At 61.8% G+C, this 19,953-nt stretch carries 20 protein-coding genes; 12 read left to right on the plus strand and 8 right to left on the minus strand.

Features of this window, described 5'->3' with window-relative positions; translation table 11 throughout:
- The first annotated feature begins 27 nt into the window (after nucleotides 1–27).
- The 9 genes from lspA (at nucleotide 28) to C9E81_RS11610 (ending at nucleotide 7,688) form a co-directional block, all read left to right on the plus strand.
- Nucleotides 28–576, plus strand: a complete 549-nt coding sequence (gene lspA, locus C9E81_RS11570; RefSeq protein WP_122112838.1) for a signal peptidase II — start codon at nucleotides 28–30, stop codon at nucleotides 574–576.
- A 29-nt stretch (nucleotides 577–605) separates the two neighbouring features.
- On the plus strand, nucleotides 606–1,127 hold the full coding sequence (locus C9E81_RS11575; RefSeq protein WP_122112516.1) for a DUF3035 domain-containing protein: 522 nt from the start codon (nucleotides 606–608) through the stop codon (nucleotides 1,125–1,127).
- A 215-nt stretch (nucleotides 1,128–1,342) separates the two neighbouring features.
- Entirely contained in the window at nucleotides 1,343–2,752 is a 1,410-nt protein-coding gene (locus C9E81_RS11580) for a circularly permuted type 2 ATP-grasp protein (protein ID WP_166461892.1), read from the plus strand.
- Between the two features lie 15 nt (nucleotides 2,753–2,767).
- Nucleotides 2,768–3,724, plus strand: a complete 957-nt coding sequence (locus C9E81_RS11585; RefSeq protein ID WP_122112518.1) for an alpha-E domain-containing protein — start codon at nucleotides 2,768–2,770, stop codon at nucleotides 3,722–3,724.
- 3 nt (nucleotides 3,725–3,727) lie between these two features.
- Nucleotides 3,728–4,540: a transglutaminase family protein gene (locus C9E81_RS11590; RefSeq protein WP_122112519.1), complete on the plus strand. Its 813-nt coding sequence runs from the start codon at nucleotides 3,728–3,730 to the stop codon at nucleotides 4,538–4,540.
- A 224-nt stretch (nucleotides 4,541–4,764) separates the two neighbouring features.
- Nucleotides 4,765–5,442, plus strand: a complete 678-nt coding sequence (locus C9E81_RS11595; protein WP_122112520.1) for a phosphatidylserine decarboxylase — start codon at nucleotides 4,765–4,767, stop codon at nucleotides 5,440–5,442.
- Between the two features lie 8 nt (nucleotides 5,443–5,450).
- Nucleotides 5,451–6,194 (plus strand): CDP-diacylglycerol--serine O-phosphatidyltransferase, encoded by a 744-nt coding sequence (gene pssA / locus C9E81_RS11600; protein ID WP_122112521.1) that lies wholly within the window; start codon nucleotides 5,451–5,453, stop codon nucleotides 6,192–6,194.
- A 12-nt stretch (nucleotides 6,195–6,206) separates the two neighbouring features.
- Nucleotides 6,207–6,830, plus strand: coding sequence for a class I SAM-dependent methyltransferase (locus C9E81_RS11605; protein ID WP_122112522.1), 624 nt, complete (start codon nucleotides 6,207–6,209; stop codon nucleotides 6,828–6,830).
- 177 nt (nucleotides 6,831–7,007) lie between these two features.
- Entirely contained in the window at nucleotides 7,008–7,688 is a 681-nt protein-coding gene (locus C9E81_RS11610; RefSeq protein ID WP_122112839.1) for a ZinT family metal-binding protein, read from the plus strand.
- Nucleotides 7,689–7,781: 93 nt separating this feature from the next.
- Here C9E81_RS11610 and rlmN read toward each other — a convergent pair whose 3' ends face one another.
- Complete coding sequence (gene rlmN / locus C9E81_RS11615; RefSeq protein WP_122112840.1) at nucleotides 7,782–8,954, minus strand: dual-specificity RNA methyltransferase RlmN; 1,173 nt, start codon at nucleotides 8,952–8,954, stop codon at nucleotides 7,782–7,784.
- A gap of 116 nt (nucleotides 8,955–9,070) precedes the next feature.
- Entirely contained in the window at nucleotides 9,071–9,595 is a 525-nt protein-coding gene (locus tag C9E81_RS11620; RefSeq protein ID WP_122112523.1) for an invasion associated locus B family protein, read from the minus strand.
- Between the two features lie 154 nt (nucleotides 9,596–9,749).
- On the opposite strand from C9E81_RS11620, the gene C9E81_RS11625 reads away from it, so the two are divergent.
- Both C9E81_RS11625 and C9E81_RS11630 read left to right on the plus strand, forming a co-directional pair.
- Nucleotides 9,750–10,736, plus strand: a complete 987-nt coding sequence (locus C9E81_RS11625; protein WP_122112524.1) for an asparaginase — start codon at nucleotides 9,750–9,752, stop codon at nucleotides 10,734–10,736.
- A 288-nt stretch (nucleotides 10,737–11,024) separates the two neighbouring features.
- Complete coding sequence (locus C9E81_RS11630; protein ID WP_122112525.1) at nucleotides 11,025–12,032, plus strand: NAD(P)H-dependent flavin oxidoreductase; 1,008 nt, start codon at nucleotides 11,025–11,027, stop codon at nucleotides 12,030–12,032.
- On the opposite strand, the gene serB is transcribed toward C9E81_RS11630, so the two are convergent.
- The 6 genes from serB to C9E81_RS11660 form a co-directional block, all read right to left on the minus strand.
- Complete coding sequence (serB, locus tag C9E81_RS11635) at nucleotides 12,022–12,900, minus strand: phosphoserine phosphatase SerB (RefSeq protein ID WP_122112526.1); 879 nt, start codon at nucleotides 12,898–12,900, stop codon at nucleotides 12,022–12,024. The genes C9E81_RS11630 and serB overlap by 11 nt on opposite strands.
- A gap of 247 nt (nucleotides 12,901–13,147) precedes the next feature.
- Nucleotides 13,148–14,113, minus strand: coding sequence for an ABC transporter substrate-binding protein (locus C9E81_RS11640; protein WP_122112527.1), 966 nt, complete (start codon nucleotides 14,111–14,113; stop codon nucleotides 13,148–13,150).
- 18 nt (nucleotides 14,114–14,131) lie between these two features.
- Nucleotides 14,132–15,103, minus strand: a complete 972-nt coding sequence (locus tag C9E81_RS11645) for an ABC transporter permease (RefSeq protein WP_122112528.1) — start codon at nucleotides 15,101–15,103, stop codon at nucleotides 14,132–14,134.
- Nucleotides 15,100–16,584 carry a sugar ABC transporter ATP-binding protein gene (locus C9E81_RS11650; RefSeq protein ID WP_122112529.1) on the minus strand — a complete coding sequence of 495 codons (1,485 nt, stop codon included), beginning with the start codon at nucleotides 16,582–16,584 and terminating at the stop codon, nucleotides 15,100–15,102. Before C9E81_RS11650 ends, C9E81_RS11645 begins: the two co-directional genes overlap by 4 nt.
- Nucleotides 16,581–17,678 carry a Gfo/Idh/MocA family protein gene (locus C9E81_RS11655; RefSeq protein WP_122112530.1) on the minus strand — a complete coding sequence of 366 codons (1,098 nt, stop codon included), beginning with the start codon at nucleotides 17,676–17,678 and terminating at the stop codon, nucleotides 16,581–16,583. The genes C9E81_RS11650 and C9E81_RS11655 overlap by 4 nt, the downstream gene beginning before the upstream one ends.
- A complete protein-coding gene (locus tag C9E81_RS11660; protein WP_122112531.1) occupies nucleotides 17,675–18,730 on the minus strand; it encodes a sugar phosphate isomerase/epimerase family protein in 1,056 nt (351 codons plus the stop codon). The genes C9E81_RS11655 and C9E81_RS11660 overlap by 4 nt, the downstream gene beginning before the upstream one ends.
- A 103-nt stretch (nucleotides 18,731–18,833) precedes the next feature.
- On the opposite strand from C9E81_RS11660, the gene C9E81_RS11665 reads away from it, so the two are divergent.
- Nucleotides 18,834–19,847, plus strand: coding sequence for a LacI family DNA-binding transcriptional regulator (locus tag C9E81_RS11665; protein ID WP_122112532.1), 1,014 nt, complete (start codon nucleotides 18,834–18,836; stop codon nucleotides 19,845–19,847).
- The last annotated feature ends 106 nt before the right edge of the window (nucleotides 19,848–19,953 follow it).

A 19,953-nucleotide genomic window follows, 5' to 3' on the forward strand; every position in this document is an offset into this window, starting at 1 on the left:
CCTCCGCCTGAACCCATCCGCGCCGATATGCGGCTGACGGGCTGGATTGCCGCCGCGATCATAGCGCTGGATCAGGCGTTGAAATACTGGATCGTCCATGTGCTGCAACTTGACCGGCGACACGAGATCGACGTGCTGTCGCCATGGCTCAACCTGCGCATGGCATGGAACCAGGGAGTGAATTTCGGGCTGTTCTCCTCAGAACAGGATATGATGCGATGGGTGCTGATCGGCGTCGCGCTGGCCATTTCGCTTTGGGTCTGGATCTGGGTTTGGCGGGCTGCATTGGGGACGGTTGCGCGAATATCCGCCGGGTTGCTGATCGGCGGCGCACTTGGCAACGTGATCGACCGGATCCTCTATGGCGCGGTCGCGGATTTCCTGAACATGTCGCTGCCGAACTGGCAAAACCCGTATAGCTTCAACGTCGCGGATATCTCGATCTTCGCGGGTGCCATAGGGCTGGTTCTCATGCCACAGACGAAACCCGCTCCCGAACCGGGAAAACCGGCAAGAAAGCCACGCAGCAAGCCCAGAAGCGACAAGACCCGTGACGAAGCGGAAAATTCGCGTTAGAACAGGGCCGAATGATAAAGGGGCGGATAATGCGGGCGATCTCGCTGACAATCGGTATTGCGGCACTGACGGGCATGACCGCCTGTGGCGGCAATCCAAAGCTGATGAATCTGGAAAGGGGACAGAATTCGCCGGATGAATTTGCGATTCTGCCAACCAAACCGATCAGCATGCCCCCGGATCTGGCCTTGCTGCCCACCCCGACCCCGGGCAGTTCCAATATCACCGACCCCACGCCGATAGCCGACGCCGTAGGTGCGATGGGCGGCAATCCCGCCGCGCTGACGGATCAGGGTGTTGCCGCATCGGATCAGGCAATGGTGGCCTATGCCTCGCGCTCGGGCAACGATCCCGCCATCCGCACAACCCTGGCACAAGCCGATCAGGAGTGGCGGGAGCGCCACAAGCCTCGCCCGCTCGAGCGTCTGGCGGGAACGAGTGTCTATCACCGCGCCTACCGGGACGTGTCGCTTGATCCCCAAGCCGAGCAGTCGCGTTGGCAACGTGCCGGCGCCCGAACGCCAGCCGCGCCCCCCGCACCCGAGGAATAGCGTATTGTCGGGTTTCCGCCCTGCCAAGGACGCCGAGCTTTCCAGTTTGCCTAAAACATCAACCAGCCGTCGCCACGGGTTTGGCAACACCGGAATATGACAGGTTTTTCGCACGGCGATAACCTTTCTGCTATAGACACCACCAAGCCTGTCCCCGATCATCGCCCCATAGAATGCCCGCAAAGGGTGGGGTGTCGTGAGTTTTTGGGGGGATCATGGTATATTATAATGAAATGTTCGAGGGCGAGTCCGTCCGGGACCCGTATGCGCGCCTCAGCGAATGGGTAAGGACGATGCCGGAGGATTTCCGGCAGATGAAACAGGCCGAAGCCGAGGCCCTGTTCCGGCGCATCGGCATCACCTTCGCCGTTTATGGCGAGGGCGGCGACCCGGACCGGCTGATTCCCTTCGACATGATGCCCCGCGTCTTCGAACAATCCGAATGGCGCAGGCTGGAACGCGGCATCAAGCAACGCGCCCGCGCCCTGAACGCTTTTCTGCGCGACGTTTATGGCCGTGGCGAGATCATCCGCGCGGGCCGTATCCCGGCACGGCTGGTCTATCGAAACGCGGCCTATGAAAAGGCCGTTGTCGGCATCGTGCCGCCGCGCGGCGTCTATAGCCATATCATCGGCATCGATCTTGTCCGCACCGCCAAGGACGAATTCTTCGTTCTCGAAGACAATTGCCGCACCCCCTCCGGCGTCAGCTACATGCTGGAAAACCGCGAGATCATGATGCGCATGTTTCCGCAGCTTTTCCGCCAGAGCCGCATCGAGCCGGTCGAGCAATATCCCGAATTGCTGCGCCGGACCCTGGAATCGGTGGCACCCGCGAAATGCGACAGCCGCCCGACCTGCGTGATCCTGACCCCGGGCCACTACAACAGCGCTTATTATGAGCACAGTTTCCTTGCCAACCTGATGGGCGTCGAACTGGTCGAGGGGCAGGATCTCTTCGTCGACGGCGAATTCGTCTATATGCGAACGACGCAGGGGCCAAAGCGCGTCGATGTCATCTATCGCCGGATCGACGACCCGTTCCTGGATCCGCTTTGCTTCCGCCCCGATTCCATGCTGGGGGTGCCAGGACTGATGGATGTCTATCGCTCGGGCGGGGTGTCGATCTGCTCGGCTCCCGGTGCGGGCGTGGCCGATGACAAGGCCATCTATACTTTCGTGCCGGAAATGATCCGCTTCTACCTGGGCGAAGAGCCGCTCCTGAATAATGTCCAGACATGGACGCTGTGGAAGGAGGAGGATTACAGGCATGTCATGGCGAACCTGCCCGATCTGGTGGTGAAGGAGGTGCATGGCTCGGGTGGCTACGGCATGCTGGTCGGGCCAAAGGCCAGCAAGGAGGAAATCGAAACCTTCCGCAAGAAGATCGAGGCCAATCCCTCGAACTACATCGCCCAGCCCACCCTGTCGCTGTCGACCTGCCCGACCTTTGTCGAGGAGGGCGTCGCGCCGCGACATGTCGATCTGCGCCCCTTCTGCCTTTGCGGCGACCGGATCGAACTGGTGCCGGGCGGACTGACCCGCGTAGCGCTGCGCGAGGGCAGCCTTGTCGTCAACTCGTCGCAGGGCGGGGGCGTCAAGGACACCTGGGTCCTGTCGGAATAAGAGGGGGGATCAGCCATGCTCAGCCGCACCGCCTCGAACCTGTTCTGGATGGGCCGCCACCTGGAACGCGCCGAAACCGCCGCCCGCCTGCTGGATGTCGGCCAGCGCATCACGCTGCTACCCAATACAGCGGCCGGATATCAGAGTGAGTGGAACTCGCTTCTGCAGGCATCGGGGGCCGCCGACCAGTTCCGGCAGAAATACAACGATCTCACGCAGGAGAATATCGAGGAGTTCATCTTCTTCGACCGCGACAATCCCTCGTCGGTCGCCAATTGCATCGAAAAGGCCCGCGAAAGCGGCCGGATCGTGCGCACCGCGCTGACAGGGCAGGTCTGGGACGCGCTCAACGTCACCTACCAGGAGTTGCGCAAGATCGAGAAAACCCCGCGTTCCAAGCTGGACACCGCGACTCTGACCGATTTCACCACCAGCCACACCTCGACCGTGCGCGGGGCCATCAACGCGACCCAGTTGCGCAATGACGGCTGGCATTTCATGAATACCGGCTTCGGGTTGGAACGGGCCGACGCCACTGCCCGGTTACTGGACGTGAAATATTTCGTGCTCTTGCCCCGGATCGAGTTCGTTGGCTCCGGCCTCGATACCTATCAGTGGATGGTGATCCTGCGGGCGCTCTCGGCGCATCGCGCCTTTCACTGGGCCTATGGCGGCGACATCACCGCCGCGCGGGTGGCCGATTTCCTGATCCTGAACGGAGAAAGCCCGCGTTCACTGATCACCTCCCTTTACGAAACGGTCTGGCACCTGGATGGCCTTGTCCGCCGCTATGGCGAAAATGCGCCCGCAGGTGCCCGAAACCAGGCGCGGGCAACGCTGGAAGCACTGCAGGCACGCAATATCGACATGATCTTCGACGAAGGGCTGCACGAGTTTCTCAGCTGGTTCATCGGCGAGATCGGCACCGTCTCGAACCTGGTGCACCAGGACTACCTGCTGGGAGGGTCATAACCCATGAAGCTGCGCATCTCTCATGAAACAGTCTATTGCTATGATCAGCCGATCCGCAACCTTGTGCAAAGCCTGCGGCTGACTCCCTCGATCTTCGAGGGGCAGAAGACCCATGAATGGCTGATCGAGGTCCCGGACGGCATCAAGGGGCCGGGTTTCCGCGACGGTGCGGGCGATTGGATCGAGGGCTGGACCCTGCGCGGTCCGGCACAGGAGGTCACGGTGCGGATCACCGGCCATGTCGAAACCCGCGACACCGCCGGGGTCCTGCGCGGGCATCGCGAGTTGATCCATCCGCTCGCCTATCTGCGCGACACGCAGGCAACGGCACCGGACGAGGCATTGCGGAAACTGGCGCAGTCGACCGGCACGCATAACGATGCGCTGGATCTGGCGCATAAACTGTCGGCGCTGGTCAGCAAGGCCATAACCTTCCGCCCCGGCGTTACCCGGGCACAGACCACCGCCGCCGAGGCCCTGGCGTTGGGCGAGGGCGTCTGCCAGGATCACGCCCATGCATTGATTTCCCTGGCCCGGCTGCGCGACCTGCCCGCCCGTTATGTCTCGGGTTATCTGCACTCGACCGCCGACGGGCAGCCGCACGAGGCCGCCCATGCATGGGCCGAGATTCATGTCGGCAATCTGGGCTGGGTCGGCTTCGACGCGGCCAATGGATGCTGCCCGGACGAGCGTTATGTCCGCCTCGGATCCGGTCTGGACGCATCGGATGCGGCACCGATACGCGGAGTTGCAATGGGTTCGGGCATCGAACGACTGGCCGTCGCCGTCAGGGTCGAGGAGGAAATGGCACAGTAACAGGGCGCGATTTCTTTCCACCCGCCAATGCCTCATCTCCGCCGGTTGTGATTTGTTTGAAAGGGCACTCCGTCGTCACATCTATATACGATCCACGCACGGGATAGTTGTGCGGCCTTGCCCGATCGGGCGGGAATATCTCAACGTTCCTTTGATCTCTGTTGTATTACGGGCCAATCCACTTATGAGTGGCCCGGTTGCTGTGCCCCGAGGAGCTGATTTCGATGCGAATGCGCGATACATTCATCAAGCCGATGCATCCGGAGGGGATCCGGTTCGTGGCGATCTTTGCAGCCGTGACCATAGCCTTGTTCCTAGTAGCGGATTTTCTGGGCTGGATCGGCATCGGACTGACGGTCTGGTGTTATTATTTTTTCCGGGACCCGGTCCGCGTCCCTCCGATGCGCCCCGGGCTGGTGGTCAGCCCGGCTGACGGGATCGTCTCGTTGATCGAAAGGGCGGTTCCGCCGATCGAGCTTGGAATGCCCCAGCAACCGCTTACCCGTGTCAGCGTGTTCATGAGCGTGTTCAATTGCCATGTGAACCGCTCACCGGTTGCCGGAGAGGTCACTGCGCTGGCCTATCGGCCGGGAAAATTTTTCAACGCATCGCTGGACAAGGCCAGCGCCGATAACGAACGGAACAGCCTGTGCATCCGGATGGAAGACGGGCGGGAACTGGCAGTCGTGCAGATCGCTGGTCTGGTGGCGCGCCGGATCGTCTGCTTTGTGAAGCCGGGAAGCAAGCTGCAGACCGCCGACCGGTTCGGCCTGATCCGGTTCGGTTCTCGGCTGGACGTATACCTTCCGGAGGGCGTGGTTCCGTCGGTCAGTATCGGACAGACCATGATCGCCGGCGAAACCGTCATTGCCGATTTGCTATCGCCGGATCAAAGCAGGTAAAAGGGCCCATGGAGGATCCCTTGAACGGCCCGGAAACCGAATTTTCCCTGATCCAGCTGCTGCCGAATATGCTGACCATAATAGCAATTTGCGCGGGCATATCGGCCATCAGGTTCGGAGTGCAGGGCGATTATATGCTTGCGGTTCAGCTCATCATTGCGGCGGGCATTCTTGACGGGCTGGATGGGCGCATTGCGCGTATCCTCGGCTGTAGCAGCAAGATCGGCGCGGAACTCGATTCCCTTGCCGATTTTCTGAATTTCGGGGTGGCACCTTCGCTCATTCTCTATTTCTGGGCGTTGCAGGATATTCGCGGCCTGGCCTGGATTGCCGTGCTGTTCTTTTCGATTTGCTGCGTCATCCGGCTGGCACGGTTCAATGTCGGCAACAAGTCCGAAAACACGGGTCCCGACAGCGCCTTTTTCGAAGGCGTGCCGTCCCCGGCAGGTGCGCTGCTGGTCATGTTGCCGATGTATTTGTCGTTTACCTTTGCCGATGCACCGATATTGCCGGATTTCGTCATTTGCATCCACATGATCTTCATCGGCCTGCTGCTGATCAGCCGGATCCCGACATGGTCGTTCAAGACCACCAGGATCTCGCGCGGGAACGTCAAGTTCTTCCTTGTCGGCGTCGCCTGTGCCGGAGCCGCAATCCTGACCTTTGCCTGGGCTACATTGATCGTGCTTTGCATCGGCTATGTGGGAATGGTCATCTGGGCGAGTTTCGACAAGGGCCGTCTTTCAAACTGACAAGGAGTAGACATGGATATCGAAGCGGTTCAATCCTCCTATTCCCGGTGGGCACCCGTCTACGACAACACTTTCGGAGCGATTACCAATCTCGGCAGGCGCCGAACGGTCGATTACATCAATACCCGTCCGGGAAGCGTGCTTGAAGTTGGCGTCGGCACCGGCCTTGCGCTGAAATACTACAAACCGGGGATGCAGGTGACCGGAATCGATTTCAGCGAAGCGATGCTGCAAAAGGCCATAGCCAAGGCAGAGCGGCTGAAACTGCGCCATGTCAAGGAATTGCGGCAGATGGACGCCCGTTCGCTCGACTTTCCGGACAACCATTTCGATACGGTCGCCGCAATGCATGTCCTGTCGGTCGTTCCGGCACCGGAAAAGGTAATGGCCGAGATCGCAAGGGTCTGCAAACCCGGAGGCAAAGTGGTGATCACCAATCATTTTGCGCGGACGCAGGGCATTCTCGCATCACTGGAGCGGGCTTTCGCTCCGCTTGCAAATACGATTGGCTGGCATTCCGACTTCAGGATCGAAACGGTTCTGCAAGAAAAGGCACTGGTTCTCGAAGAACAGAAAACGCTGCCGCCACTGGGAATGATGACATTTCTTGTCCTGACCAAGGTAAAAGCCGGGTAACGGCTGGCAGACCAAAAGTATCGCTGCACTGCCGAAATCTCGTTTCATCGCGTGCCGAACTTCGCTTCCCGATTGCCAACGGAGTGAGTTTGCATTATCTCCAGAATAGTTATGATATAACGTATCATTCATGGGTAGTTACCCCTTGAATGCAGTAACCGAAAGAGGTCCATGACGATGCAAACGGCAACCAACAAATTCCTTGGCGCAATGGCAGTTGGCTCGATGCTGCTTTTCACCGTGCATGCGCAGGCGAAGGAGAATTCCGACCCATCCTCGGCGCATGATCATTCACATGAACATGATCACGCGCACGACACAGACAATTCCGTTTACAAGGGCTATTTCGAAGACAGCCAGATCAAGGACCGCCCGCTTTCGGATTGGGAAGGCGACTGGCAATCCGTCTATCCTCATCTGCAGGACGGCACTCTCGACGATGTCATGGCGCACAAGGCCGAACATGGCGACAAGAGTGCAGAGGAATACCGCGCCTATTACGAAACCGGATACAGCACGGATACCGATCGCATCGTGATCGAGGGCGACAGCGTGACCTTTTTCAGGGATAGCGGTCCTGTCGAAGGGCATTACGAAAGCGACGGCTATGAAATCCTGACCTACGAAAAGGGCAATCGGGGGGTGCGCTTCATCTTTGAAAAGACCGAAGGCGATGACGCCGCGCCGCAGTTCATCCAGTTCAGCGATCACCGCATCGCCCCGGAAAAGGCGGACCATTATCACCTGTATTGGGGCGATGACCGCGCTGCATTGCTGGAAGAACTGACCAACTGGCCGACCTATTACCCCTCGTCACTCAGCGGAGAGCAGATCGCCGAAGAGATGATGGCGCATTGAAGTGACCAGATCCGGCTGCCCGCATTCCGGTTCGGGCAGCCACTCCCCAGGCCCGCAGTTTTCCCATTTCATCCCGGTTCGGAAAAGGATCGCCTACCCTGCCGCTTCGGCGGCGATCTCTGCGCGGCTCTTGCGGCCCCTCTCGGTCGCGGATTTCAACTGGCCGCAGGCGGCCATGATATCCTCTCCACGCGGGGTACGGATCGGGCTGGCATAGCCCGCCTTGTGAACAATGTCGGCGAATGCCTCGATCCGTTCCCAGCTTGACCGGCGATAGGGCGCGCCGGGCCATTCGTTGAAAGGGATCAGGTTGATCTTGGCCGGAATACCGCGAATCAACTTGACTAGGCGCCGCGCGTCCTCGTCGCTGTCGTTCACCCCGTCCAGCATCACATATTCGAAAGTGATCCGCTCGCTGTTCGACAGGCGCGGATATTCGCGCAGCGCGGTCAGAAGCGCCTCGATATTCCAGCGGCGATTGATCGGCACCAGCCTGTTGCGCACATCATCGGTGGTCGCGTGGAAACTCACCGCCAGAAGGCAGCCGATCTCTTCGGCGGTGCGGGCGATCTCGGGCACCACGCCACTCGTCGAAAGCGTGATCCGGCGGCGCGACAGGCTGAGCCCTTCACCATCCATGACGACCTTCATCGCGTCGCGCACGCCCTCGAAATTATACAGCGGTTCGCCCATGCCCATCAGCACCATGTTGCTGACCAGCCGCGTCTCGTCCTTGGGTGCGCCCGGCACGGGCCATTCGCCCAGATCGTCGCGCGCCACCATGAGCTGGCCGACGATCTCGCCCGGGGTCAGGTTGCGCACCAGTTTCTGGGTGCCGGTATGGCAAAAGGAACATGTCAGCGTGCAGCCAACCTGCGAGGAAACGCACAGCGTGCCCCTCCCCTCTTCGGGAATATAGACCGCCTCGACCTCGTGCCCCCCGGCAATGCGCAGCAGGTATTTCCGCGTGCCGTCGGCGCTGACCTGCCGGGTAACGACCTCGGGCAGCACTATCTCGAATTTCTCGGCCAGAAGGGCACGATAATCCTTGGCCAGATTGGTCATCTGCGCGAAGTCGCGAACGCCCCAATGATAGATCCACTGCCAGACCTGCCCGACCCGCATCTTTGCCTGCCGCTCGGGCGTTCCCGCGGCGATCAGCGCTTCGCGCAACTGTTCACGCGTCAGGCCGACAATATTCGTCCGGCCGCCTTCGGGCAATTTCCGGGGAATGGTCAGGACATCCTGCGTGATCGGAACGGACATATCGGGGTCACCGGCAAATTGATTGAAGGACCCGCACATAAGCGAAACGGGGCCGTAAATCAACCAGCCCCGTGCAACCGCCCGGCTCTCCCGCAGTCAGGTAATTGCCGCCGGGCTTACTGGCAGCGTTCCTGCGCCGTGTTGGTGGCGGCAGTGATGCCCGAAAGGCTGAAAGTGTCCTTGGTGACCGTGCCCCGCGATGAACGGCCCGTGATCACGGCATCCGACCCGGCCCGCAGCGCGCTGATCAGCTTCTGGTCCTCGTCAGGGCTGCCGGTCCAGGCGTTCTCGCCCTCGGTAAACAGGTTGAACTTCTGTCCCCCGATATCCACCTCGACCGTCGAGTCAGGCGCGAAGGGATAACCGCCGGCAAACGACACTTCACCATTCTGGCCCGGACGGTAAGCGACATACAGGCGGATATCGCCACGGGTCACTTCCTTGGGATTACCCTCCGAATCCGTGTTCACGGTGGATTTGGGAGGCGACACCGCCCAGCATTCCTGCGGATCCTGTGCCGCGAATACGGTCCAGTCCCCTTCGGTCGCCACCACATTGTTGGATTCCTGTGCGCCCGCTGTCCCCAGCCCAGCCATCAGGAGTGCGACTGCGGCCATGCCGCGCAGCGTGATATTCTTCATGCTCTGGTCTCCTGCCATGTTTTCGCCGCTCAGTTCGACGTTCTTTTCCCGATTGCGTTGGTCTTTTCAACCACCTGTGGACAGGATAACGAAAATCACTGCATGAAAAAGGGGAACATGCGTAAAATCGCGCAATTGTCAGGGGGAAATCGCGATGCAAGCGGCAGAAATGATCGAATTGTGGCGCGGAGGGCGGCGCGAAAGCCTTCATCTGGGCCACGCGGTGATCTGCGACAGCACCGGCGTAGTCGAAGCCTGGGGCTGCCCCGGCAATGTGATTTTCCCCCGGTCGTCCTGCAAGATGATCCAGGCATTGCCGCTTGTGGAAAGCGGCGCCGCGGATGCGGTAGGCCTGACCGACCGCCAGCTTGCCCTTGCCTGCGCCAGTCATAGCGGCGCCCGTATCCATGTTGAAACGGTCGGTGACTGGCTGACCGGCCTTGATCTGTCCGAGGCCGATTTGCGCTGCGGCTGTCACATGCCGCAGGACAAGGAAGAAAACCGCCGCCTGACCTGCTCGGATCAGGAACCGGACCAACGGCATAACAACTGCTCGGGCAAGCATGCGGGTTTCCTGACTCTGAACCGGCATCTGGGCGGCGGCCCCGAATATGTCGAGCCGGATCACCCGGTGCAACAAGCCGCGAAAGCCGCCTTCGAGGAGGTCACTGGCGAAGACAGTCGGGGCTACGGGATCGATGGATGCTCGGCCCCCAATCATGCCTGCAGTCTCAAGGGTCTGGCCAGTGCCATGGCCGCCTTCGCCAATCCCGGCACCGATCGCCGGGGACGGGCGATGCGACGGCTGGTCGACGCCATGCGCACGCATCCGGAGATGGTGGCCGGCGAGGGCCGCGCCTGCACCTCGCTCATGCGGGCGGCACGCGGCAAGATCGCGGTCAAGACCGGCGCCGAGGGTGTCTTTGTGGCGATCCTGCCCGAAGAGGGGCTGGGGATCGCGCTCAAGGCCCTGGACGGTGCCACCCGCGCCAGCGAAGCTGCGATTGTCGCGCTTCTGCTACACCTGAAAGTATTGGATAATGACGACCCGGTGATTTCCACATACCTGACCGGCCCGATCCGGAACTGGCGCGGAATCGTGACCGGGGAAATGCGGACCGCGCCGGGCTTTCCCAGCTGATTCGTCACGAATCCGACGCATTTTTCTGGTTGAATGCCGCCATGAGGGCCGCGCCCCCAATCGTCCCTCTGAAATACCGTTCGGCCGGCACCCCTTGGCAGAGCGGGTGTCGGCCCGCCTTACCCCAAGGCTTCCCAAGTCAGAAACAACACGGATGCGCCCGGACGGCATCGGAAAGCTCGTTGGAAAGCGGGGGTTTCACACCCCGTCGCCGGCTGGTTCTCGAACCAGTGGTGCCCCAACCGGCGATCCCGTAGGATATTTGAGTGAAAACGAGGGGAAAGACACATGCTGGACCGGTTGGAACTGCGGCACCCGCTGATACAGGCGCCGATGGCCGGCGTATCGACGCCTGCATTGGCAGCGGCGGTGAGCGAAGCGGGCGGGCTGGGCTCTGTGGCGCTTGGCGCATTGGACGTGGCGGGGGCACAAGAGGCGATCTCAAGAACACGGGCGCTGACTGGACGGCCCTTTGCGGTGAACCTGTTTTGCCATCGGCCCGCGCATCGCGACCACGCGCGCGAAATGGCGTGGCTGGAGCGATTGCGCCCCGAATTCCGCCGCTTTGACAGCACCCCGCCAGATCACCTGACCGAGATCTATCAAAGCTTTCGCACCAGCCCCGACATGCTCAACATGCTGCTCGAGGCTCGCCCGGCCGCGATCAGCTTCCACTTCGGACTACCGGAACCCGCACAGCTTCAGGCCCTGCGTGCAACCGGCGCCGTTCTGCTGGCCACGGCAACCAGCGAGGCTGAAGGCCGCGCCATCGCAAAAGCCGGATTGGACGGGATTGTCGCGCAGGGATGGCAGGCGGGCGGACATCGCGGCATGTTCGATCCCGATGCCGGTGACGAGTGCCTCGAAACCCTGCCCCTGATACGCCTTCTCGCCGGACTGGGCCTGCCCCTCATCGCGGCGGGAGGAATCATGACTCGCGCGGATGCCCGGGAGGCAATCGATGCCGGAGCGGCGGCGGTCCAATGCGGAACGGCTTTCCTGCTGGCCCCGGAGGCCGCAACATCTGCCGCGCATCAGGCAGCATTGGCCAGTGGCAGAACGATCATGACCCGCGCCATCTCGGGGCGGCCGGCACGCGGCATGGAGAACCTGTTCACCGCGATCGACGGAACCGGCGCGGCGGATTATCCCGTGGCCTATGACGCCGGAAAAGCGTTGAACGCGGCAGCATTGGCGGCAGGAGAAGCCGGATTCGGCGCTTTCTGGGCCGGAACCGGCGCGGCACATGCCGTGGCTCGCCCCGCAAAGAAAACCGTGGCGGCAATCAGCCCGTGACGAAATCCATGGCGGAATAGCCCTGCAGATACAACAGCGCCGTCAGGTCTCCGTGATTGATCCGGACACCTGCCTGCGCCGCAACCGCCGGCTTGGCGTGCAATGCCACGCCGGTTCCCGCGCGTTGCAACATGCCCAGATCATTCGCGCCATCCCCCACGGCAATGACATCCCCGAAGGTCAGGTTGCGCGCGGCGGTGATCTCTTCAAGCGCCTCGACCTTGGCCTCCCGCCCCAGCACCGGCAGTGCGACATGGCCAGTCAGGACCCCTCCTTCGGAAAGCAGGGTATTGGCGCGATGCTCGTCAAAGCCCAGCCATTTCGCCACCGCCCCGGTAAAGGCCGTGAACCCGCCCGAAACCAACGCGGCATAGCTGCCATTGGCGCGCATCGTGGCGACCAGTTCCCTCCCGCCCGGAGCCAGAGTGATACGGGTATCGAGCACCTCGTCTATGACGGTCTCTCTCAAGCCCGCCAGCAGGCCAACCCGTTCGATCAGCGCCTCGTGGAAATTCAGATCGCCATTCATCGCGCGGGCGGTAATATCGGCAACGCGTGGCCCCACTCCCGCCATATCGGCCAGCTCGTCAATGCATTCCTGCTCGATCATGGTCGAATCCATATCGGCCAGCAGGATCCGCTTGCGCCGCCCGCTACTCGGCAAAACGGCCAGATCCAACCCGATAGTCTGCAAATCCGCCCAGACCTGATCCCGGTCCACGGGCATGGCCGGAATCTCGAACTCCCCGGCGATTCCGGGATTGAGCCATTCCACCGCCCCACCCTGCCAGCGTTCGGCCAGCCCATCCAACAACTCGCTGTGCAGGTTGGCTACCTTAGGCGCAGCGATCAACGAGACGGTATACATGGCAGTCCTCCGGCCTGGGTTGCCGCCATGCTCTAGACCATATCGGAGGCGAATGGAAAGTCTGTCGATCGCCCGGATCCGGAACGAGCAGCATGCGCGACCGCCTGCAGATCGCGCGCTCGTCACACGGGGTTGTCACGACCGGATTTCCGCCGCCTGCCATGTCGGGCAATTCCTTCTGCACCACACGGAACGGCGCAACGCATGGTAACGTTGCGCCTTGCGCAGAGCGCGGCAGCGAATGCGATCAATACGGGCTGTCGGGGAAGTGGAACTGCTCGGCATTCTCGGGCGTGATCAGTTGCGAGCCGATGATGAAGCGTCCCGTCATCGGCGCATTCGACACGAAGTTCAGCGCCGTCATCTCGATCGCCGCAGAGATCAGCGCCGGAGGATAGGTCACATTCACCGGCAGTTGCGGATCTCCGTCCATGATCCGCTTGACGATCTCCTTCATGCCGGCGCCGCCGATCACCCACATCTCTTCTTCGCGTCCGGCTGCCGCAATGGCTTCGAGCACGCCGATGGCCATATCGTCGTCAGCCGCCCATACCGCATTGATTTCAGGGTATTTCGACAAGAAGTCCTGCATTACGGTAAAGGCGTCGTCGCGGTTCCAGTTACCGTGCTCCATATCGAGGATCTCGATTTCCGAGCCTTCCAGCGCGGCCTGAAACGCCTCTACCCGCTCATTGTCCAGCGTGGTCGGGATGCCGCGCAGCACAACGATCTTGGAGCCGGGTTCGAGATTGTCCCTGAAATACTGACCCGCAACACGGCCAAAAGCAGTGTTATCGCCCGCAACATAAAGATCCTCGATCCCTTCCTGGCTCAGGCCGCGATCGACAACGGTCACGAATTTGCCCGCCTCTTTCACGGCGGCAACCGGCGCGGTCAAAGGCTCTGATTCAAAGGGCAGAACCACCAGCCCGTCGATATTGCGGGTGGCCATCATGTCCTCGATATCGCTGACCTGCTTGGCGGAATCCCCTGCGGTCGCCAACACGAACTCGAGATTGGGATAGACCTTGCCCATCCGCTCGATGGTATCCTGCGCATGCCAGTTCAGCCCACCCATGAACCCATGCGTCGCGGATGGGATCGATACGCCGATTACCTTCTTTTCGGCCTCCTCCTGCGCCAAAGCGGCGCCGGCCGTCAGCCCCATCACCGCCGACAATGCGGCGGCCTTCATCAGGCTTCTGCGTTTCATTTTTCTTCCTCCCGGTTGTTACCGCTCTTCAGCGATGCGTTTCTCCCGCTGCAGGACCACAGCAAGAACGATGATGACCCCTTGGATCGCCCCGTTGAGATAGGGGCTGACCAGGTCGGCCAGGTTGAGAATATTGTCGATCAGCGACAGGATCAGCACGCCCACGACCGTGCCCCAGACACGCCCCGTGCCCCCCTTCAGCGCCGTGCCACCGATGATGACCGCGGCGATGGCCTCCAGCTCCCACAGCACCCCTGTCGAGCCCGAGGCCGAGCCAAGGCGCGGCACGTAAAGCACCGTCGCCAATCCGACGAGCAGGCCCAGCAGCATATAGGTCATCAGCCGGATGCGATTCACGTCGATGGCCGAATAACGCGCCACCCGGTCATTCGAGCCGATGGCCTCGACATGACGCCCGAATCGGCTGTGCCGCATGATCCATTCGCCTGCAAAGGCGACAATGGCAAAGGTGATGATCGGCCATGTGATCCAGCCGATACCACCGTAATAGACGGGTCGATACAGCGTGCGTAGCCCGTAATCGAGGCTGAGCGTCCCGCCATCTGCCAGCCATGTCACCAGCGACCGGAAGATCCCCATGGTTCCCAGGGTCACGATGAACGGCTCGATCCGCGCCTTGGTAATCAGCGCGCCGTTCAGGTAACCGGCGACAAGCCCGCCAAGCACGGCCACCCCCATGCCGACAAGGATCGTGCCCCAGTTCTCTCCCATTCCCGGCAGTGCGGCATTCATCGCGATGATGGCGATCCCGGCAAGGAACGCGGCCATCGAACCCACCGACAGGTCCAGCCCGCCCGCCGTGATCACGAAGGTCATGCCAACCGCGATCATGCCGATAAAGGCCGAACGCGCCAGCACATTGGTGATGTTGCCGGGCGCCAGGAAGGCCGGGTTCAGCAGCGCCCCCAGCACGATCAGCGCGACCAGCGCGACCAGCGGGCCGAGTGTGTGCAGATCGGGCTTGCTCATGCTGCTTCTCCGGCAACGCCCATCGCGAGGCGTACGATATTGTCTTCGGTCATTGCGTTCCCTTCGACCTGCCCTGCCAGCCGCCCTTCGCGCATCACCAGCACGCGATCGGCAAGGCCGATCACCTCGGTCATTTCGCTGCTGATGACGATCACGCTGCGGCCCTCGGCCGACAGGTTGCGGATGAAGGCGTAGATCTGGCTCTTGGTGCCGACATCGATGCCCCGTGTCGGTTCGTCGATGATGATGATCTGCGGATCGGGCAGCATGGTCTTTGCCAGAAGCAGCTTTTGCTGGTTCCCACCCGACAGTTTGCCCGCCACCATGTCGCGGCGCGGGGCGCGGATGTCGAAATCCCCGGTGGCCTTGTCCAGCGCGGCGTCCTCGGCGACGGTATCCAACCGGAACTTGCCGAAGCGTTCCAGCGTGGCCAGCGTCAGATTCTCGCGCAGCCCCTTGTTCAGCAAAAGCCCGGCTTCCTTGCGGTCCTCGGTCAGATAGGCAAGCCCGGCGTCAAAGGCATCCCGCAGGCTGCTGATTGCAACGGGCTGGCCATTCACCCGGATTTCACCGCTGGCAGCACGCAGGCCGACCAGCCCCTCGGCCAATTCGGTCCGTCCCGATCCGACCAGGCCGGCAATGCCCAGCACCTCGCCCTTGCGCAGGGTGAAACCGACATCGCGGACCCTTCCGGGAACGCTCAGGCCACTGACCTCCAGCGCGGGTTCGGGGGATGGCTGGCCTTTCGGCGGATAGAAATCCTGCAATTCGCGCCCGACCATGGCGGCGGCCATGCTATCCTCGTCCAACTCCCCGCGCATGGCACGACGCACCACGCTGCCATCGCGCAGAACAGTGATGCGGTCGGCCAGATGCGCCACCTCGTCCAGCCGGTGCGAGCAATACAGGATCGCCACACCCTCGACCCGCAAGCGGTCGATCTGTTCGTAAAGCGTGCCGACCTCGCGATGGGTCAGCACGGCACTCGGCTCGTCCATGATCAGAACGCGGGCATTGCGCGACAGGGCCTTGCCGATCTCGACCATCTGGCGGTCGGGAACCGACAGGTCTCGGATCAGGGTTTCCGGCGCGATCGGGCTGTGCAGCCGTTCAAGCAGTTCCGAGGTCTGCTTGCGCATGGCGGCGTGATCCAGCCGCCAGCCTCCGATCTCGCGCCCCAGGAACAGGTTGGCGGCAACCGACAGGTCGGAGGCAAGGTTGAATTCCTGATGGATGACGACAACCCCCGCCGCCTCGGCCTCGGGACCGCTGCCGAAGATCACCTGCCGGCCATCCAGCAGAACCTGTCCTTTGGTCGGGTCCAGAAACCCGCCGAGGATCTTCATGATCGTCGATTTGCCCGCGCCGTTTTCCCCGATCAGCGCATGAACCTCACCCGGTTCAAGCGCCAGGTCGACATCATGCAGGACCTCGATGGGCCCGAAACTCTTCGAGACATCCTGCAGCGCGAGGATCGTCATTCGCCGATCTCGATCCAGGCACCGCCTTGCGCGGATGACGCCTTGGCCGCCGCAATGAAGCTCATCCCCGACAGCCCCGCGATCAATCCCGGCACACGCTCCAGATCGGTGGTATCGCCACGGATGATCGCGGCGATGTCACTGTACAGATTGGCGAAGCCCTCCAGATAGCCCTCGGGATGACCTGGCGGGGTGCGATAGGAGGTCGAGCGATCCTGCGCCCGAGTCAGGATTTGCGCCGGGCCATTCTTGGGTGTCAGGATCAGCCTTTCGCTTTCCTCCAGCCGCCATTCCAGCGCCGCCTCGGTCCCGAACAGCCGTAACGATAGTCCATTTTCCTGTCCCACGGCGACCTGACTGGCCCAGAGCCCGCCCTTGGCGCCAGAGGCATAACGCAAGGATACGCGCGCGTCGTCGTCGATCGGACGTCCCGGAACGATGCTGGACACCTCTGCCGACACGTGACTCGGCGTGTGGCCGGTGACGAACTGCGCCAATTGCCACGCATGGGTGCCGATATCGCCAAGCGCCCCCGCCCCGGCCTGCGCCGGATCGGTGCGCCATGCGGCCTGTTTATTGTCTACCTCGTCGGCTAGCCAGCCCTGCAGATACTCGGCCTGCACCAGCCGGATCTGCCCCAGAGCCCCCTCTGCAACCAACGCCCGGGCCTCGCGCACCATGGGCAGAGCGCAATAATTATGAGTCAGAAAAAACCGCGCGCGGGATGCACGGACCGCCTCGGCCAAAGCCTGCGCCTGCTCGGGCGTCGCGGTCAGGGGCTTGTCGCAGATGACGTGAATGCCCGCGTTCAGGAACGCGATTGCCGGAGCCGCGTGCAGATGGTTCGGCGTCACGATGCTGACGGCTTCGATCCCGTCCTCGCGGGCGGCCTCGGCCCGCGCCATCTCGTTGAAATCGGCATAGCTCCGATCCAGTCCCAATTCTGCAGCGCTTGCCGCCGCCCGTTCGGGATCCGACGAAAGCGCGCCCGCGACGATCTGGTAATGTCCGTCCATCCTGGCGGCGATGCGGTGGATTGCACCGATGAAAGCTCCACTGCCACCGCCAACCATGCCTAAACGTATCGGTTTCATGCCAACCCCAATGCCTTGTCGATTGCCGCACGATCGGTACCGGATGCCGCAAAATCGTCGAACGCATGCGGCGTTACCCGGATGATGTGATCGCGCACGAATTGCGCCCCTTCGCGCGCTCCGTCCTCGGGATGTTTCAGCGCGCATTCCCACTCTACCACAGCCCAGCCATCGAAGCCGTATTGAGTCAGCTTGGAAAACACCCCGCCGAAATCCACCTGTCCGTCGCCCGGGCTGCGGAAACGCCCCACACGGTCGGCCCAGCCTTGATAGCCGCCATAGACGCCCTGCCGCCCGGTCGGACGGAACTCGGCATCCTTGACGTGAAACATGCGGATCCGGTCGTGATAGATATCGATATTCTGCAAGTAATCCAGTTGCTGCAGGATGTAATGCGACGGATCGTAAAGCATGTTCGCGCGGGCATGGCCGCCGACGCGATCAAGGAACATCTCGAATGTCACACCGTCATGCAAATCCTCACCCGGATGGATCTCATAGCAGATATCGACGCCTTGCTCGTCCGCCAGATCCAGCAGCGGCCGCCAACGCTCGGCCAGCGTGTCGAAAGCCGCCTCGACCAGCCCCGGCGCGCGCTGTGGCCACGGATAAAGATACGGCCAGGCCAGCGCTCCGGAAAATGTCGCCATCGCATTCAGCCCCAGCAGACGGCTGACGCGAATGGCACGGGCGACCTGATCGACAGCCCATTCCTGCCTTGCCTTGGGATCGCCATGCAGACGGGCCGGCGCGAAACCATCGAACCCCGCGTCATAGGCGGGATGCACGGCGACCAGTTGTCCCTGCAGATGGGTAGAAAGCTCGGTCACCTCGACGCCGTTCTGCCGGGCGATGCCCAGGAATTCGTCGCGGTAATCCTGCGAATCCACTGCCCGGTCGAGATCGAGTATCCGGGGATCGTTGGTCGGCACCTGCACCCCGGCATAGCCGCATTCGGCGGCCCATTTCGTGATCCCGTCCCAACTGTCAAAAGGCGCCTCGTCACCGATGAATTGCGCCAGAAACAATGCCGGCCCCTTGATGGTCTGCATGAAACCTCCCTTGCTTGCGGGCAATCTGCACTGGCTTGCAATCGATTGCAAATAATTTCTTTCCCATCTTGCGGGGCAGATTCCGGCGACATAGGATTCCACGATGAACAAAAGCTTGTCTTCACCCGGTCGGGCACGGCTTTCGGATGTAGCGAAACTGGCCGGTGTTTCCGCCTCGACCGTCAGCCGGGTGCTTTCGCGGCCTGACGTGGTGGCCGAAGCGACCCGCAAGGCCGTGGCCGAGGCGCTTGCGGCAACCGGCTATCGGATGAACCACGCCGCCCGGAACCTGCGCAAACAGCGCACCGGCTGTGTGGTCGCGCTGGTTCCCAATCTTGGCAACCCCTTCTTTGCCAAGATCCTTGACGGAATGGGCAAGGAACTGGCGCGGGCAGGCTATGACCTGCTGGTAGCCGATACGCTGGACGAAGCAGGCAGGCACACTGCCTTGCACCGCTTCATGGATCCGTCCCGCGCCGACGGAATCATCCTGCTGGACGGCATGGTTCCGATGGATGGCATGGAAGAACGGCCCGACCTGCCCCCCTTGATCACCGCCTGCGAATGGGTCGAGGAAATCGATCTACCGCGCGTGATACTGGACAATCGCCAGGGCGCCCGTCTGGCCATCGGCCATCTGCGCGAACTGGGCCACCGCCATATCGGCGTGATCGGCGGACCGGAGCGAAACGTTCTGCACCGGTCCCGCCTTGCAGGCGTGCGCGACGCCGCCAACGGAGCCCGGCTGACCCTGTTTGAAGGAGATTTCACATTGCAGGCCGGAAAGAACGCGGCAAAGCGATGGGAAGAGTTGCCGCGGGAACAACGGCCAAGCGCGGTTTTCGCCTTTTCCGACGAGATGGCCTGCGCGTTCATGGCCAGCCTTCAACGCAGCGGCATTGTCGCACCGCGCGATATCTCGATCATCGGCTTCGACGATATCGAACTCGGCTCGCACCTGGCGCCCGCGCTGACGACGATCAGGCAGCCCAAGCAGGAACTCGGGCGGCAAGCGGCCCGCACGATCCTGCGCCGGATCTCGGGGGACGAGGTCGAACCCGTGACCTTGCTCGCTCCGCAGCTGATGCTGCGCGAGACGACGGCATCCGTCGGATGACCGGTCCGGGCGATTTGCTGCACATCTCGGGATCGCGGATTACTGGCTTTTTTCATTTGCCCGCGTCAGGATGATGCGAAAGTGATGATGAAAAGGCAAGGCGGGG

This window comes from Paracoccus alkanivorans, from assembly GCF_003697785.1.
In the GTDB taxonomy this organism is placed as follows: domain Bacteria; phylum Pseudomonadota; class Alphaproteobacteria; order Rhodobacterales; family Rhodobacteraceae; genus Paracoccus; species Paracoccus alkanivorans.

What these genes read in the sequence shown, in the direction of transcription:
- C9E81_RS11590 (WP_122112519.1), top strand. Translation starts at nt 3,728, where the DNA reads ATGAAGCTGCGCATCTCTCATGAAACAGTCTATTGCTATGATCAGCCG.
- C9E81_RS11610 (WP_122112839.1), top strand. Translation starts at nt 7,008, where the DNA reads ATGCAAACGGCAACCAACAAATTCCTTGGCGCAATGGCAGTTGGCTCG.
- C9E81_RS11650 (WP_122112529.1), bottom strand. Translation starts at nt 16,584, where the DNA reads ATGACGATCCTCGCGCTGCAGGATGTCTCGAAGAGTTTCGGGCCCATC.
- C9E81_RS11660 (WP_122112531.1), bottom strand. Translation starts at nt 18,730, where the DNA reads ATGCAGACCATCAAGGGGCCGGCATTGTTTCTGGCGCAATTCATCGGT.
- C9E81_RS11595 (WP_122112520.1), top strand. Translation starts at nt 4,765, where the DNA reads ATGCGAATGCGCGATACATTCATCAAGCCGATGCATCCGGAGGGGATC.
- C9E81_RS11585 (WP_122112518.1), top strand. Translation starts at nt 2,768, where the DNA reads ATGCTCAGCCGCACCGCCTCGAACCTGTTCTGGATGGGCCGCCACCTG.
- rlmN (WP_122112840.1), bottom strand. Translation starts at nt 8,954, where the DNA reads ATGTCCGTTCCGATCACGCAGGATGTCCTGACCATTCCCCGGAAATTG.
- C9E81_RS11655 (WP_122112530.1), bottom strand. Translation starts at nt 17,678, where the DNA reads ATGAAACCGATACGTTTAGGCATGGTTGGCGGTGGCAGTGGAGCTTTC.
- C9E81_RS11665 (WP_122112532.1), top strand. Translation starts at nt 18,834, where the DNA reads ATGAACAAAAGCTTGTCTTCACCCGGTCGGGCACGGCTTTCGGATGTA.
- lspA (WP_122112838.1), top strand. Translation starts at nt 28, where the DNA reads ATGCGGCTGACGGGCTGGATTGCCGCCGCGATCATAGCGCTGGATCAG.
- C9E81_RS11640 (WP_122112527.1), bottom strand. Translation starts at nt 14,113, where the DNA reads ATGAAACGCAGAAGCCTGATGAAGGCCGCCGCATTGTCGGCGGTGATG.
- serB (WP_122112526.1), bottom strand. Translation starts at nt 12,900, where the DNA reads ATGTATACCGTCTCGTTGATCGCTGCGCCTAAGGTAGCCAACCTGCAC.
- C9E81_RS11645 (WP_122112528.1), bottom strand. Translation starts at nt 15,103, where the DNA reads ATGAGCAAGCCCGATCTGCACACACTCGGCCCGCTGGTCGCGCTGGTC.
- C9E81_RS11580 (WP_166461892.1), top strand. Translation starts at nt 1,343, where the DNA reads ATGGTATATTATAATGAAATGTTCGAGGGCGAGTCCGTCCGGGACCCG.
- C9E81_RS11630 (WP_122112525.1), top strand. Translation starts at nt 11,025, where the DNA reads ATGCTGGACCGGTTGGAACTGCGGCACCCGCTGATACAGGCGCCGATG.
- C9E81_RS11620 (WP_122112523.1), bottom strand. Translation starts at nt 9,595, where the DNA reads ATGAAGAATATCACGCTGCGCGGCATGGCCGCAGTCGCACTCCTGATG.
- C9E81_RS11625 (WP_122112524.1), top strand. Translation starts at nt 9,750, where the DNA reads ATGCAAGCGGCAGAAATGATCGAATTGTGGCGCGGAGGGCGGCGCGAA.
- pssA (WP_122112521.1), top strand. Translation starts at nt 5,451, where the DNA reads ATGGAGGATCCCTTGAACGGCCCGGAAACCGAATTTTCCCTGATCCAG.
- C9E81_RS11605 (WP_122112522.1), top strand. Translation starts at nt 6,207, where the DNA reads ATGGATATCGAAGCGGTTCAATCCTCCTATTCCCGGTGGGCACCCGTC.
- C9E81_RS11575 (WP_122112516.1), top strand. Translation starts at nt 606, where the DNA reads ATGCGGGCGATCTCGCTGACAATCGGTATTGCGGCACTGACGGGCATG.